Source organism: Azonexus sp. GW821-FHT04F04, from assembly GCF_059420025.1.
The window spans coordinates 161,183-176,777 of the sequence record NZ_JBWKSX010000006.1 but is presented as its reverse complement, the minus strand read 5'-3'; the positions used below and the strand labels follow the sequence as shown (position 1 = coordinate 176,777).

The following is a 15,595-nucleotide window of genomic DNA, read 5'->3' as shown; positions in this document are numbered from 1 at the left end:
GTCATGCCTCTTGAATATCAGGTTTTCGATCCATCTCAATGTCGTTTTCCACGGCCACGGGTGCCGGTGCTGCCACGCGGTCTTGATTTGAGCAAGGCTGACGATGCAAGTTTGCAGCAGAGCATTTCCCCGCTGACGGGAGTGGGCTCGCACTATAGCCGCGGCCGTTATGCGCTCGGTGAAGCTTATCGGCGCGCCGGCGTTGGTTGCGATGGTGCCTTGCTGGCTCCGTCCTATCATTGCGTCACCATGCTCGACCCGGCGCTGGCATTGGGGGCAGAAGTCCTGCTCTATCCGCTAACTGCGGACCTAGCGCCCAATCTGGTGGAGCTAGACGCACTGGTCAGTTGTTCGGTGAAGTCGATCAAGGCACTGCTGGCGACTCACTTTTTTGGTTTTGTCCAAGATTTTTCGCGACTGAAACAATGGTGTGATGTGCGCGGAATAGCCTTTGTGGAGGATTGCTCGCATACGCTGTTTTTTGATCGTTATCAGGCTAAGGGAGCAGGACAGTATGGGGAGTTCATTGCATCCAGTCCTTACAAATTCTTCCCCAGCGCAGATGGCGGCTGGTTGTACACGCGGAACTCAACTTCTCATCCCGTGGCTGAAACACAGCCAGCGGGTTGGCTCGCTGAGTTACGAGGAATGAAGCAATGCCTAGATGGCGCACGTCAGCCGCGGCTTGTTTTCGGCGACATTGCCAACCTCGAAGGTCAGCTAAGCGCTCTCGCCGATCAAGCCCCCCAAACAGGCAAAGACGAGCGTCGCCTGCGTTCCGCGCACTCGTCGCAGTATCTGTCTGATTCGGCCTGCACGGCTGCGTTGCGTAGTTCACGTTGGTTGATCAATCATTCGTCGCTCTGCGTCACCATCGAGCGGCGCCAGGCAAACTATCGGCGTTGGCTAGAGGCAGTTGCCGGTTTGCCCAGTTGTCGGGCTCTCTATCCAGAACTGCCTGAGCACGTCGTTCCCTACATGTTTCCGCTTTACATAGAGCATCCAATGCCCTGTTTCTACTGGTTGAAGCAACTCGCCGTGCCAGTCTGGCGCTGGGACGAAATGGCGATTTCAACCTGTTCCGTGGCACAAGACTATCGCCTGCACTTGCTACATCTTCCTTGCCACCAGTCATTGAGTGACGATGAAATGAATTGGCTCGTTGCCGCACTGAGCATGGTGCTGCGTAAGTCGGTGGTTGGAGTGTGCCGGTGAGTTGGGAGTTTTACCCAGCCAAGGCTCTCTTTGCGCACTATGCAGCGGACTGGGATCGTCTCAACGGTGAGTTTTATGGAGGTCCCCCTTATTTCGACAGTAGTGTCATCGGACCTCTGCTCCAACGCCTCTCTAGTGGTAGTGAGCGCCTTTGCCTGTTCCGTGAGCAGGGTGTCGTCGTCGGAGCGCTGATCCTGCAGCCATGTGGATTGGGGCGCTGGGCGACATTCCTGCCGGAGCAGTCTCAGATCATGCCTATCCTGATTGCTGATGTTGCTTTGCTTGAGGAGTTGCTGGAGGCTCTTCCCTGGTTTTCCTGGAGTATTGAGTTCCATGCAGTCGACCCGCGCTACGCTCCGGTCTTTCCCTGCATCAAGACAGCGACAGTTATTTCTTCGTTCGTTACAACGAAAAGTATCGAGCCTCAGAGCGATTCGACTGGTAATAACGCCGAGTTGGCACCAGATAAATGCACCCTTCAGCATATCCAGTTGTTCAGGAACGAGGGCATGAGCGTTGTTTATCAACTAATCAAGGCGCTGAAACGTTGGCTCGTCGGTACGAATCGCGCGCACGCTAATGTCGATGATTCGACAAAAGAGGTTGAGGTTAGAGCTTTTGAGGGAATTGAAGAATTTATTGAGGGCAATTTCCAGCTTAATGAGTTTGCCCCGCGGAACAGCATTGAGGACTCGATCGAATGGTTTGGCCTGCTCCAGAAGCAGGTATATCCAGAGGATCCAAACATTCGCTACTATTTTGTCGCCGATTATGCTCGACCGACAGTAATCCTGCCGTTGCGGAGGACGCTCCAGAGAGGGGTCCGCGCACTGGAGTCACTGAGCAACTACTACACATCGCTCTACGCACCACTCGTTAACAACGGTGGCCATCTTCTGGCTCTTCGGAGTCTATTGTCGGAAGCAACGCGGGAATGTCGTGGCACCCATCTGATGCGCTTTGCACCGATGGATCCGGATTCGCCAGATTATGCTTCGCTGTTCAACGAACTGCGCGCAACTGGCTGGATCCCGTTGCCTTTCTTCTGTTTCGGCAACTGGTTTTTGAAAGTCGAAGGCGGTTGGGACGATTATCTGCGTAAGCGGAGCGCTAACCTGCGTAGCAGCATCAAGCGGCGTAATAGGGAATTCTTGTCCGAGGGTGGAACGCTCGAAATCGTGACAGGCCCAGAGCATGTTGAGTCGGCAATCGCTGTTTTTCAAGAGGTGTATTCGGCAAGTTGGAAGAAACCTGAGCCATATCCGGACTTCGTCCCGTCTCTTGTCCGCATGCTGGCGACCAACGGCATGCTCCGACTTGGCATCGCACGCCTGCAGGGGCTGCCAATTGCTGCGCAGCTATGGATCGTTGGGCGGGGTAAGGCCAGCATTTATAAGGTGGCCTATCACCATGCCTATGCTTCGCTATCTCCTGGAACTGTTTTAACCAGCTACCTCATGCGCCATGTCATTGAGGAAGACCGAGTTCAGGAGGTTGATTTCCTGATTGGCGACGACGAATACAAGAAAATCTGGATGAGTCACCGTCGCGAACGCTGGGGCATCATCGCCTTTAACCCCCGAACGATTGTCGGCTGTGCTCTGATGATCAAGGAAGTGGCAGGCCGAGTTGCCAAGTCGAGCGGACAGAGGTTTGGTGCAGCGCTGTTGCATACACAAAAATCAATTCGAGCAATGATGTCTTCCCAGAACCTGGTCACTAACGATCATGCTCATACCCTCAATGCCCAAAGAGAAAAAATCATGGATTGGACCATACTTCCCATCAAGGAATTCGCTGAAAAATCACGTCAGTGGGATGCGCTGGCACGCTCACGGCCCGGAACGCCCTTTCTTGAATCGGCCTTCCTTCTCCCTCTGCTTGAAGTTTTTGGCACCGGCGGCGAGTGTCTTTGCTTGCTCCAAGAGAGCGGCCAACTGCGCGCTGCCGCCATCATGGAGCGGGGGCGCAAGGCGATTTGGCAGACCTTCCAGCCATCGCAGTTACCTCTTGGCGCGTGGATTGCAGATGGCAACCTTGATTTGGTGGCGGCAAGCTATCGCCTGATGCAAAAGTTGCCCGGCGTTACGCTGGCACTTGGTGCGAGCCAAGTGGATCCGCGCTTGCAGCAACGGCCCGAAGACACCGAGCGATTTCGCACCCAAGATTATATTGCGACCGCGTGGGTTGATATTGAAGGCGACTTTGACGCCTATTGGGAGGCACGCGGCAAGAATCTCAAGCAGAACACGCGCAAGCAACGTAATAAGTTACAGGCTGACGGAATTGAAACCAGGATCGAGTGCATCACTGAGCCAGAGTTGGTCGCCAAGTCTATCGAAGACTACGGCTTGCTTGAAGGCTCTGGCTGGAAGGGTGCCGATGGTACGGCCATTACCTCGGATAACCACCAGGGGCGTTTTTACCGACATATGCTTGAAAATTACTGTTCCCAAGGGCGTGGGCGCATATATCGTTACTGGTTCGGCCAGAAGGTGGTGGCAATGGACCTGTGCGTTCATGACGATCATGTACTGGTCATTCTGAAAACTGCGTATGACGAATCCTATAAGGCGGTATCGCCCTCGACGCTGATGCGCCACGATCAGTTCCAGCAATTGTTCTCCGAAAAGAAGTTTCGCCGTATCGAATTTTTCGGCAAGGTCATGGAATGGCATACCCGTTGGACATCGCAAAGCCGAACCATTTATCATGCGACCGCCTATCGTTGGGCATGGCTAAAGAAGCTGCATGCCCGTCGCGCCGCCGTAATGGCTGCTCAGACACAAGAGGCGACCGCAGAGCGTTGAGGCTGTGATGAGTGATCCGAACAAGCTGTTACCTTGCAATTAGAGAAGCCATGAAACGTGTCCTGATGATTGCCTACCACTTTCCCCCCTTGGCAGGCAGCAGTGGAATCCAGCGTACGCTGCGCTTTGTGCAGCACCTGCCCAAGTTTGGTTGGCAGCCCCTCGTGTTGTCGGCCGATCCGCGGGCTTACGAGCGTACCAGCGCTGACCTGATGGCGGATATTCCTCCGGATACTGTGGTGAGCCGACCTTTCGCACTTGATACCGCGCGCCATTTATCGATTGCAGGTCGCTACATCGGGGGTATGGCTAGGCCCGACCGCTGGGTCAGTTGGAAATACGCTGCCGTGCGTGAAGGCATGCGGATGATTCGCGAATACAAGCCGGAGGCGATCTGGTCAACCTATCCGATCGCTACCGCCCACCTGATTGGCGCCGATTTGCAGCGCAAGAGCAGCCTGCCATGGATTGCAGACTTCCGGGATCCAATGGCCCAGGATGGTTATCCGGCCGACCCGTTGACTTGGCAAAGCTATCGGGCGATTGAGGAGCATACGCTGCACACGGCGCGGTACAGCACCTTCACAACGCCAGGGGCAGCTAGTACGTACCGTTTGCGCTATCCTCTCTGTGATGAGCGGGTGGCGGTGCTGGAAAACGGCTATGACGAAGAGACCTTCATCAACGCGGAAAATTCCGGCCATGTACGGCAGAGCATTCATCCGGGGGCGATTACCCTGTTGCATAGCGGTATTGTCTATCCAGCCGAGCGTGATCCGACACAATTCTTCGAAGCACTGGGGCAACTCAAGGCAAGTGGGGCGATTGCTGCCGGTAGCCTGTTCGTTCGATTTCGTGCTTCGGTGCATGACGACCTTCTGCACTCACTCGCCAATCGCTACAACGTCGCCGAATTCCTCGACTGCCAACCGCCTGTTTCTTACCGTGAGGCGCTGGCTGAAATGCTCAATGCCGACGGATTGCTGGTCATGCAGGCAGCAAATTGCAACGAGCAAATTCCTGCCAAAATCTACGAATATCTGCGCGCCAACCGTCCAATCCTTTCCTTGACCGACCCGCAGGGCGACACCGCTACTACGCTGTGCCAAGCCGGTGCAACCGATATCGCTCGGCTCGACTCGGTCGCCGATATCGCGGAAGTTCTGCCACATTTTCTCGATGCGATCCGGCAGGACTGCGCCACGCTGCCGCACCGGCAGGCCGTTGAAAATGCCTCACGTGAAGGGCGGACGGCACAGTTGGCCAAACTGCTCGACTCTGCAACAAAGCGCTGAGCAACATGGTCGCAATCGTCGTGCCAGCGGTTGTTGCGGTCTTCGTTAGGGCGAGGATATGTTGAGCCGTGCAGGCTATCTGCTGACCGCACTCGCCGCGTTTTCCGTTGGTTGCTATTTGGCGTGGCACTATCCGCTCGGACAGTTCGTAGCACTGCTACTTTTCATTTCGGCCTCCGCCTTGGCCTACCTGAGAACAGTTTGGTTTCTGGTTATCATCCCGGCCTCGCTGCCTATCATCGGCTTAGCCCCCTGGACTGGCTGGATCACTTTTGAAGAAGTCGATCTGCTCGTTATGGCCATGGCTAGCGGTGGGTATGCTCGGGCGTGGCTCGATTGCGCACAGAAAAAATCTCGGCGCCATTCTTTGCTGCTTTTCGGTCTTTCAACGCTGATGTCGCTATCGATCCTGATTTCGATGTCACGTGGCTTTTCTGATGCTGGCGGTTTCGTTTTCGGCTGGTATCAAGGCTACGACGGGCCAATGAACAGCATACGCATTGGCAAGAGCTTCTTCTTGGCGCTTCTCCTTATGCCGCTGATCAATCGTCTGCGGCGAAATCCTGAGAATCAGGCCGACCATATGCTGGCATGGGGTTTGGCGCTTGGCCTCGGTACAGCCTCTTTGGCTGCCCTCTGGGAGCGCTTGGCCTTCACCGATCTGCTCAACTTTTCCAGCGACTATCGCTCGACTGCGATGTTCTGGGAAATGCATGTTGGCGGTGCTGCGCTCGACGGCTGGTTGCTCCTGACTGTACCGTTTGCCATATGGGCGTTGCGGCATGCCCGGACACGGTTTCAGCACGCGCTGTCACTCTGCCTGATCGTCCTTGCAGCCTATGCCGCACTGACAACTTTTTCGCGTGGGGTCTATCTGGCTCTACTCGTTGCCTTGCCTTTGCTGGCTTGGCAGACGCGAATGCATACGGGTGCCAAAGCGGGGGCGATGGGACAACCGGCCTGGAGTCCCTTGCGCTGGTTCATCGCGCTGATCCTGCTCGCCACCATGGCCGGCCTCGTCTTTTCTGGCGGCGGCTATCGCGGGCTGATGGCGCTGCTGGGGGTCATAGCGGTGGCATTAGCGATTCCGCAGGTGTTGCGCAGTATTGGCTTTTCTCTATTGCTGACTGGTGCCTTACTTGGCCTGGTGATTGGCGGGCTGCTGGTGCTAGTGGCAGGTTTCCTCCCGAAGGGGCCATATGTACTGCATTTTGTCCTTTTCGGAGTGATGCTACTGTTCCTACATGGTCCGCAAGCCATGATTCGAAGAAGACATCCTGTTTGCGCTGCGGCAGGCTTCTTCGCCCTGGCAGTTACGGCTGCCAATGTGGCTGATCACTGGGGGGGGGGGGATGCCAGAGGGGGTATGACTGCTGCACTCGCTGTTGTAATTGTCGTCTCCATGGGCGCGGTTTTTGTACGCACGCCGGTCTGGCCTGTGGCGTTGCGTTGGCAGGGGGAGTTCATGAGTACGTCGTTGGCAGTATGCGCGGTAATTTCAGTATTTAGCGGCGGTGGCTACATGGGTGATCGCTTTTCAACTTCCTCCAAGGACCTTGATGGCCGTTTCGACCACTGGAGCGTAAGCTTGTCGATGCTGCAAACGCCTATCGATCACTGGGTCGGGAAGGGGCTCGGACGTTACCCGGCGAACTATTTCTTCGCGATTCCGGACAGCAAATTTCCCGGTACCTATCAGATTGTTGGCGAAGGTGAGAGGGCTTGGCTGTCGCTGGTTGGTGCACGGCATCCGATGAGCTTTGGCGACGTTTTCCGGGTCTCCCAGCGGTTGGGCCTCAATACCACCGGGCCATTTGAGGTTTCGCTCAGGGTCAAAGGCAGGACGGATGCTAGTATTCATGTCGAAGTTTGCGAAAAACACCTACTTTACGCAGCTACTTGTGCCATTGGGAAAACCAGTACCAAGGAAGGCGAAGACTGGCGCTCGGCCAGGATTAAGCTGGATGGTCCGCTCCTGAGTGGCGGTCCATGGTATGCACCGCGCATCATTATGTTCTCGCTTGCCGTCGCCAACCAGAGCGGTTCTGCGGATATTGGCGACATCGTGCTGAATGGGCCAGGGGGCGAAACCCTGCTCAGTAACGGCGATTTTGGTAACGGTATGCAGTACTGGTTCTTCAGTAGCGATCGGGACCACATGCCGTGGCATGCGAAAAACATATTGGTTAATGTGTTGTTCGATCAAGGATACTTCGGCTTGGCGTTGTTTCTGTTGCTTAACGCATGCGCCCTTTGGCGCTTGAGCTTTGGCAAGGCCAGGCAGCGTGAACTTTCACCCTACATCTCGGCTGCCATCATTGGTTTTCTGGTGGTTGGAGCTTTCGATAGTCTGATCGATGTCCCTCGGCTAGCCCTAATTTTTTATATTCTCATCCTTACGGCGTTAATGCCAAATGCCTTGAAATCAGGTGGGCCAGTTGGGAGAGTAGTACATTGACAAACATTGGAGCGAAGCCGTGAGTCGAACTGTCGAGAAAATTGTTGCTGGTCTGGTTGAGAGGCTAGGTTATGCCATCATTCCGACTTGGCGTCTTGAGAGTCGTGAACTGACTCAACATCTGGCAAACATCTTCGACAGGTATGAGATAACGACGGTGTTTGATGTTGGCGCCAACGTCGGTCAATACCACGACTTCCTGCGTCAGCAGGTGGGGTTTACGGGTGAGGTGCATTCCTTTGAGCCGCAGCCACAACTGGCGCATTTGCTTCAACAGCGGCAGACCACCGACCCTGCATGGGAAATCCATAACTTTGGTCTCGGAAGCAGTAACGATGAATTGTTGCTCAATGTTATGGCCCGAGATACTTTTAGTTCTTTCAGGCAGCCACTTGCCGATGTAGAACAAAGATTTTCTGCTAGCAACACCGTCGTCAACGATGTCGTCGTTCCGGTCCGCAGGTTGGATGACCTGTTTCCCGCTACCGTCATGAGGGGCAAGTCGTGTTACCTGAAAATCGATACTCAGGGGTTCGACTTAGAGGTGTTGCGGGGAGCCCCTGAGTTGCTGAGACTGATAAAAGCACTGCAATTTGAACTGCCAATCCAGAGGCTCTATGCAGAAGTTCCTCATTACCGGGAAATGCTTGAAATAGTGGAATCAATGGGATTCGAGATTTCCGGACTTTTTCCGGTCAGCATTGACAAATATCTGCGGGCAGTCGAACTTGACTGTGTCATGGTTCGAACACCGACATCGGAACTGATTCTCTAACGTGTCTTTCGAGCACAATCTATGAGCAGAATATCTGGAAAACAGAATCAAAATAATCCGCAAATTTCCGTCATTATCCCAACCACCTGCGAGGGCTCTCGGTCAGAGTCGTTGCTGCGGGCAATCAGTAGCATAAGAGAGCAGGAAGGAGTGCTTGTTGAGATACTACTGATTTGCAACGGCAATCGGCAAGATGGACAACTTCTGGCTTACCTCGAAAGACAGGATGGGCTTCGGATATTGCGTATACAGGAGGGAAATGTCTCCAAAGCCCGATACTTAGGGGTGTGCAATGTTAATAGTGAGTTTTTTTGCTTCCTCGACGACGATGACGAATTCCTGCCGGGTTGCCTCCAGCAGAGACTAGCTGTTATGACGAATGATCTAGATTGTGAGGTTGTAGTCACAAATGGCTTTTATCATATATTGGGTACGGATATCCCAATGGTTTCGTCGAATTTAGCCTTGATGATCAATTCGGATGTATGCGGCACCTTTCTCCAACAAAACTGGTTTTCTTCTCCGGCTTCAATGTTTAGAACTCAACGAATTAAAGCAGAGTTGTTCTATTTTGCTTACCAGTACTTTGAATGGACTTATCTGTTTTTCCGGATTGTTTCCCTAAAAAAGAAATTGGTGTTTGACAATGTCATCACTTATCGAAAATACGAAGATAATCCTCTTTCTGTGTCAAAAAGTATTGAATATGCTTTAGCTTACCCAGATTTTCTAATCGAGGTTAAACGCCTCAAATTGCCCAAGGACGTAAAAGGAGCAATTCAGAAAAAATATGTTACGGCGCTAAATTCGCAGTCCAATATATATAGGGAGCGAGGGCAGTTGATCAATGCGTGGAAATTCCATTTGGCCTGCCTTATGCATGGCGGGTGGCAGTATATTTCATACACTAGGCGCTTGCTTTTCCCATTTTATAAGTAAGTTTTTGCAGTGAATTACTCTATCCAGGTTTCTGATATGCCTCCGCACCCATTTAAACCCGCAATCCTTCCTTACGCTTCCGGTGGTACCAGTTGCTTTAGTGATAGTCATATTGAAAAAATTGCCCGCTCTGATTCGACGACTGCAGCTTGGTTGGAAGCCTACCGACAAAATGGAACTGGTGCTCCGCACGTTGCTTCCGGTGGATTTGCTACAGCCTTCAATCCAGAACCCGGCAAGACTTATTTGGCGGTGGATCGCTTCTCGATATGCTCGTTATGCTATCGAGTCAAGAACGGGCAATTGCTTGTTGCAGAACGGGCAGACGAACTCGCCGATTTGGATGACCAACTCGATCCTCAGGCGCTCTACGATTACCTATACTTCCACATGATTCCGGCGCCACGGACCGTGTTTAAGGATGTGTTCCGCCTGCCGGCCGGCCATTATGCCTTGTTCGAAAATGGCCTACTGACTGTCGCGCCATGGTGGAAACCGCATTTTAGCGAAAAGCGGCACGCACCCCTCGGCGCACTGAAGGCCGAGTTCCGCAAGATACTGCTCGACGCCGTACACGACCAGCTCGATGGCGATACTACTGGTTGTTTCCTCAGCGGCGGCACCGATAGTTCGACAGTGGCCGGGTTGCTACGGGAAGTCACAGGGAAACCCGCCCGGGCCTTCTCTATTGGCTTCGAGGCGGCCGGTTACGATGAAATGGAGTATGCCCGCATCGCCGCTCGTCACTTCGGCGCCGAACACCATGAGTATTACGTAACGCCGGACGACTTGGTGCGCAGCATTCAGGATGTCGCCGCCTCCTACGACCAACCGTTCGGCAATTCGTCCGTCGTGCCGGCCTTTTACTGCGCCAAGGTAGCGCGAGAAGCCGGCTTGACCCGCATACTTGCCGGTGATGGCGGCGACGAACTGTTCGGTGGCAATACCCGCTATGCCAAGCAACGGGTCTTCGGTGCCTACGATCAGATTCCCGGCCTGCTGCGCCGCGGTCTGCTCGAACCGCTACTGACCGGTAGCGCGCTGCCGGGATGGATTCCCGGCATCAAGAAGGCAGTCAGCTATGTTGAACAGGCGAGCGTTCCGATGCCGGATCGCATGCAGATGTACAACCTGCTGACTCGGCTTGGCCTAGAGGAAGTGCTAACGCCGGAGTTTCTGGCTCAGGTTGACCCGAAGGGCCCTCTGAGCCAGCAGCGCGAGACCTACCTTGCTGGCGACGGTCAGACGCTGGTTAACCGCATGCTCTGGTACGACTGGAAATACACGCTTGCCGACAACGATCTGCCGAAAGTGCTGGGAGCCACCAGCTTGGCTGGGCTAGAAGTTGGCTTCCCATTGCTCGACGACCGCTTGGTCGATTTCTCGCTGCGCCTTGACCCGGAACTTAAGCTCAAGGGCTTGACCTTGCGCTGGTTCTTCAAGGAAGCACTGAAGGATTTCCTGCCACCGGAGATCATTGCCAAGAAGAAGCACGGCTTTGGTCTGCCGTTTGGGGTCTGGGCTGTTGGCCATTCAGGCTTGCGCAGCTTGGCGTTGGATTCCCTGGATTCGCTACGTGGCCGAGGAATTGTTCGCGCTGATTTCATTGATCGTTTGGTCAAGGAGTATTTGCCACAACATCCCGGCTACTATGGTGAATTGGTCTGGATACTGATGATGCTGGAGCAGTGGCTGGGAAGATCCGCACACCTCAGACTTTCAACCAGTGCTATTGGTTCGGCAGCATGATCAGCGTTGTCATTCCTTATTTTCAGAGAGAGCGGGGCATTCTCGCTCGGGCGTTGCAATCGGTATTTGCATCGCAGGACATCGATCAGCTCGAGGTTATTGTTGTCGACGATGCTTCCCCAATTCCCGCGCTAGAGGAAGTCGAGGCAATCGGTTCAACACGTTTCCCCGTAAGGCTCATCAAGCAAGCCAATAACGGACCTGGTGGTGCGAGGAATACCGGTCTGGACCAAGTTTCCCCAGATGCTGTGTATGTTGCCTTTCTGGATTCCGATGATGAATGGTCGCCTCTGCATCTAAAAAATGCCATGACTGCGCTCCGTGCAGGTAATGATGTATATTTTTCCGACCATCTTCAGCTTGGCGCAGAAACCAGCGCATTTTGCCGTGCCAATCGAATCGTTGCTGCTGATCACCCATCAATTTCCGTATCAGACGATCTCCATTCTTATGAAGGCGACATGTTTGATCAGATTATTTCGGGAAATGTCATTGGAACATCAACCGTTGTATTCGATAAACGTAAGTTTTCCGATGTGCGTTTCCGAAGAGATCTCAAAATGGCTGGAGAGGATTACATATTCTGGCTTGATCTGTCGTTGAGGGGGGCCAAGTTTGCTTTCGGGGCGTCGACCGAGGTGGTGTACGGTAAAGGAGTCAATGTATTTGCCGGCTCTGGCTGGGGAACCGAATATCATGCTCGTCGGATTATCGATGAACTGGCTTTTCGCCGTCTATTACTGGCAGAGTACCCTTTGCTCGATCATCACAAAAATTACGTTGTTGCAGGAATTCGCAGTTTGCATGACGCCTTTGTGCGTGATTTTCTCCATCGGTTGAACGAGAGTAAGGGCATTGATTGGAGATTGACTTTTTCTGCGCTCGGGCAGGAGCCTCAGATTATCTTTAGGGTTCTCCCTGTCGTTGCGATGAAGCTCTTTGGGAAGGAACGAATAATATGAAAAGGCCATCTTGTCTACAAGAAAAGCATTAGCACTATCCTTCCTTGACCGATATTCCGGGCTAATTCTGCACACGGCTTCGTCGATGTTCGTTGCACGACTCCTTTCTCCTGCGGAAATCGGTGTGTATTCCGTCACTATGGTTCTGTTGGGATTTGTTGCCACCTTTCGCGATATGGGGGCTGGCCAATATCTCGTTCAACAGAAGAGTCTGACAGAGGAACGAATCCGTGCAACTTGGTCCGTCCAACTCGGGCTTGGGTTGATTCTCGGCCTTGTTGTGCTGATTGCTGCACTACCGATGGCTGCTTTCTACAATGAACCGCGGATGCGCGAGATTATGTCGGTTCTGGCATTGAATTTTGCTATTACGCCATTTCTGGCATTTCCTTATGCTTGGCTATCGCGCGATATGCGCTTCGGGACCATCGCAACAGTTCGCTTCATCGGTTCTCTGGCGCACGCGGGGTGTGCTATAGGATTAGCCTGGATGGGGCAGGGGCCAATAAGCCTTGCTTGGGCTAATCTGCTGACTACCGTAGCGGGCATCTTTGCCATCTGGCTGCTGTCTCCTCCGCGATGGCCTTGGCGGCCAACCCTGACGGGTATCTCCGAAGTTGTTTCGTTTGGCGGGAAGCTGACTCTTACCTCGCTGTTGAACACGTTTGCAGGAGGTGCCCCGGAATTGATCCTCGGTAAGATTCAATCAATGTTAGAAGCAGGACTATACAGTAGAGCCCTCGGTTTGGTCACGATGTTCCATCGCTTGGTACTTGATGCCGTTAACGCTGTCGCGTTACCTTACTTTTCCAAGCAATCGCGTGAGGCTAAGGATATGGGCACTTCGTTCTTGCTGGCGATGGAATTAATAACAGGCCTAGGTTGGGCGTTTTTCACTGGGGTCGGAATTCTGGCCTTTCAAGCGATCTGGATACTCTATGGCGATCAATGGGGTGAATCTGTAGAGCCTGCTCGCTGGCTCGCGCTGTCTTACGCGATTTCGATCCCGGCGGGGGTTTGTTATTCGCCATTGATAGCCCATGGGGCTTCCACACAGGTCCTCAAGGTCACCTCCAGTTGCACTGTGGTCGTACTTGTGGCGACTGTGCTCGGAGCTAGCGCCAATTTAGTCACTCTTAGCCAGCTTCTCGCCGTGGCCAGTTTGGTAAGCACATTCCTCTGGCTAAGACTGACGAGGGGTTTCATTCCCTTCACAAGCGCGGCATTGGGTAAGGTTTGGTACAAGAGTCTGATGTTGGCCGTAGGGGCTGGTACGGTGCCTATGCTGGTGGTGCTTGCTAAGGGGTTGCGTTCTCCTGACATATTTCAGACCGTGGTAATTTCCGTTCCCGGAGGTATTCTCGGGTTCTTGGTAGCAGCATGGCTGGTCAAGCATCAGGTTTGGGCGGAACTAGTCAAGCTGCTTAAAGCCAAAAAAACATGGACTAATAAATGACAAATAAAGTTTATTCCTGGCTGCGCAGTCTTGCTTCTTCAAATGTTAATTGCTTAAAAAAGTTCCCAATTTATGTTCGGGAATTTGGTCTTGCATCTGGCATAAAAGCATTCCTTGCGGTCGAAATGGCTGGTATAGCGAATGACACCCAGCGCATTCGGCTGAATTTGAAAGGCTATAAAGGGACAATCCAACTGCGTAACTCGCTGGCAGACAGGGCCACCTTCTGGCAATGCCTTGTGCAGCGCCAATACGACTTGGCGCGTTTTCCTCAGTATGAAAGGTTGCTTCAACGCTACAGCAACTCGCTACAGAGAGGTGAAACGCCGCTTGTTATCGATTGTGGCGGCAATATCGGTTTAGGCAGCCTCTGGTTCGCCAGTCTGTTTCCCAAGGCAAAAATTATTTCAATTGAACCTGACGAAAACAACTTTGAACTCCTCCGTTACAACACAGCAGCCTTGGGTGAGCGCATCACCCTAGTCAAGGGAGGAGTCTGGGATCGTCACGGAGCACTGTGCATTGTCAATCCGGATTCAGGTTCTGCTGCTTTTCGGGTGGCATTTAGCGAGACACCCATTCCGAACTCAATTTCCGCATATACGATCGACGATTTATGTGAGATAGCCGGAGTCGCCAGTCCATTGGTTGTCAAACTTGATATTGAAGGGGCGCAAGAACATCTCTTTGCCGGCAATACCGAGTGGGTTGGCCGCACTGCATTGATTACAATGGAACTCGATGACTGGCTGTTCCCTTGGCGGGGAACAAGCAGAAATTTTTTCTCATGTCTCAGTAGCTACCCGTTTGACTATTTACTTGGAGGCGAGAGTATTTTCTGTTTTCAGGACTTTAACGAAGCGACCAGTGTTTCCTGATAACCTAGGTTGAAAAGTCAATCTATAAACTATTTTGATTGACGGTTTTGGGGGATGGGGTCGTCGCAGTTGTTTCAGAGATACAGCAAATCAGGACTTTCTGCGCAAATTTAACATACTACGTATCGCGAACCGTAAGGGCGTTCGGTCCCAAGGTGTAAAACGGGGTAACTGAAAAAGATCAGAGGATGAAGTTGCGCAAGACTGCAGAGTCGAAACGGCAGCTTCAAATCCTACTTGGCAGGCCATATTTGCATGTTTTTCCGAGAAGTCACGACCTGGTACGCCGTTAGGGTAGGCGAATACGCGCAGCGGAACTTTCAGGAGTGCTTCTAGCTCATGCTTGCCGGATTCGATCTCTTTCAAAGCCGTTGCATCATCTAGTCGCTGAAGAATGGGATGTGTGCTGGTATGCCCACCAATTTCTGCGCCACTTTCATGCAGAAAACACAATTGGCTGCGTGTCATCATTAGGTCTGATGTGTCAGGAACAGCGGAGCGTCTGGCGATTTCCCTAGCGGTTTCTGTCCGTAGTTGGTGTTCAAAGTACTTCAGTTTGTCAAGAACAGTTTCGTAACATTTTACGCGAGACGAATTGTCGGAAATTCGATGGAAACCAAGGTTCAAATCGCTGAGGTCTAACTCGTGTGATTGAGAACAGCGGAAAGCCTCTATTACATCATCATTCCACATGCGGCCGCCTTCAAGGAAGGACGTAGCGATGAAGAAGGTTCCAGGTATCCCGTAGCGCTTGAGGATGGGCCAAGCCACCAGCAGATTGTCTGCATAGCCATCGTCAAAGGTGATGGCTGCTGCCGCCGGGGGCAGAGTGCCGGCCCTCAGCCGGCTCGCGGCTTCACTCAGGGGCAGGACAGTGAATGCTCTTGAGATGAAGCGGACCATCCAGTCGAATGTTTCGGCTGATGGTTCAGATGGAAGCAATGGGTCTGCTTTCGCAAGGACTCTGTGAAAAATAAATATACTTAGCTTCGCCGAATCGCCCCCTGGCGAAAGAGTTTTGAAAAACCAAGAGGTCACTATATTTTTCTCTATTGCCT

Annotated in this window: 11 protein-coding genes; 10 read left to right on the top strand and 1 reads right to left on the bottom strand. The window is 52.8% G+C overall.

Annotation, left to right across the window (positions count from 1 at the left end):
- The first annotated feature begins 3 nt into the window (after positions 1–3).
- Genes AC07TV_RS13565 through AC07TV_RS13520 form a run of 10 tightly spaced genes read left to right on the top strand, consistent with a single transcriptional unit; the run spans position 4 to position 14,537 of the window.
- On the top strand, positions 4–1,215 hold the full coding sequence (locus AC07TV_RS13565) for a DegT/DnrJ/EryC1/StrS family aminotransferase (RefSeq protein ID WP_494648896.1): 1,212 nt from the start codon (positions 4–6) through the stop codon (positions 1,213–1,215).
- Complete coding sequence (locus AC07TV_RS13560) at positions 1,212–4,025, top strand: GNAT family N-acetyltransferase (RefSeq protein ID WP_494648895.1); 2,814 nt, start codon at positions 1,212–1,214, stop codon at positions 4,023–4,025. Before AC07TV_RS13565 ends, AC07TV_RS13560 begins: the two co-directional genes overlap by 4 nt.
- 50 nt (positions 4,026–4,075) lie before the next feature.
- Positions 4,076–5,320: a glycosyltransferase family protein gene (locus tag AC07TV_RS13555; protein ID WP_494648894.1), complete on the top strand. Its 1,245-nt coding sequence runs from the start codon at positions 4,076–4,078 to the stop codon at positions 5,318–5,320.
- 58 nt (positions 5,321–5,378) lie between these two features.
- Positions 5,379–7,778, top strand: coding sequence for a hypothetical protein (locus tag AC07TV_RS13550; protein ID WP_494648893.1), 2,400 nt, complete (start codon positions 5,379–5,381; stop codon positions 7,776–7,778).
- 19 nt (positions 7,779–7,797) lie between these two features.
- Positions 7,798–8,553: an FkbM family methyltransferase gene (locus AC07TV_RS13545; protein WP_494648892.1), complete on the top strand. Its 756-nt coding sequence runs from the start codon at positions 7,798–7,800 to the stop codon at positions 8,551–8,553.
- 21 nt (positions 8,554–8,574) lie between these two features.
- Positions 8,575–9,492, top strand: coding sequence for a glycosyltransferase family 2 protein (locus tag AC07TV_RS13540; protein WP_494648891.1), 918 nt, complete (start codon positions 8,575–8,577; stop codon positions 9,490–9,492).
- Positions 9,493–9,528: 36 nt separating this feature from the next.
- Positions 9,529–11,241, top strand: coding sequence for an asparagine synthetase B family protein (locus AC07TV_RS13535; RefSeq protein WP_494648890.1), 1,713 nt, complete (start codon positions 9,529–9,531; stop codon positions 11,239–11,241).
- Positions 11,238–12,203, top strand: a complete 966-nt coding sequence (locus AC07TV_RS13530) for a glycosyltransferase family 2 protein (protein ID WP_494648889.1) — start codon at positions 11,238–11,240, stop codon at positions 12,201–12,203. The genes AC07TV_RS13535 and AC07TV_RS13530 overlap by 4 nt, the downstream gene beginning before the upstream one ends.
- Before the next feature lie 10 nt (positions 12,204–12,213).
- Positions 12,214–13,659, top strand: coding sequence for an oligosaccharide flippase family protein (locus tag AC07TV_RS13525; RefSeq protein ID WP_494648888.1), 1,446 nt, complete (start codon positions 12,214–12,216; stop codon positions 13,657–13,659).
- Positions 13,656–14,537 (top strand): FkbM family methyltransferase, encoded by an 882-nt coding sequence (locus AC07TV_RS13520; RefSeq protein WP_494648887.1) that lies wholly within the window; start codon positions 13,656–13,658, stop codon positions 14,535–14,537. Before AC07TV_RS13525 ends, AC07TV_RS13520 begins: the two co-directional genes overlap by 4 nt.
- A 90-nt stretch (positions 14,538–14,627) precedes the next feature.
- Here AC07TV_RS13520 and AC07TV_RS13515 read toward each other — a convergent pair whose 3' ends face one another.
- A complete protein-coding gene (locus AC07TV_RS13515; RefSeq protein ID WP_494648886.1) occupies positions 14,628–15,575 on the bottom strand; it encodes a polysaccharide deacetylase family protein in 948 nt (315 codons plus the stop codon).
- Positions 15,576–15,595: the final 20 nt, after the last annotated feature.

Coding starts and splice junctions, on each gene's coding strand:
- AC07TV_RS13520 (WP_494648887.1), top strand. CDS start 13,656: ATGACAAATAAAGTTTATTCCTGGCTGCGCAGTCTTGCTTCTTCAAAT.
- AC07TV_RS13540 (WP_494648891.1), top strand. CDS start 8,575: ATGAGCAGAATATCTGGAAAACAGAATCAAAATAATCCGCAAATTTCC.
- AC07TV_RS13565 (WP_494648896.1), top strand. CDS start 4: ATGCCTCTTGAATATCAGGTTTTCGATCCATCTCAATGTCGTTTTCCA.
- AC07TV_RS13550 (WP_494648893.1), top strand. CDS start 5,379: ATGTTGAGCCGTGCAGGCTATCTGCTGACCGCACTCGCCGCGTTTTCC.
- AC07TV_RS13530 (WP_494648889.1), top strand. CDS start 11,238: ATGATCAGCGTTGTCATTCCTTATTTTCAGAGAGAGCGGGGCATTCTC.
- AC07TV_RS13535 (WP_494648890.1), top strand. CDS start 9,529: ATGCCTCCGCACCCATTTAAACCCGCAATCCTTCCTTACGCTTCCGGT.
- AC07TV_RS13555 (WP_494648894.1), top strand. CDS start 4,076: ATGAAACGTGTCCTGATGATTGCCTACCACTTTCCCCCCTTGGCAGGC.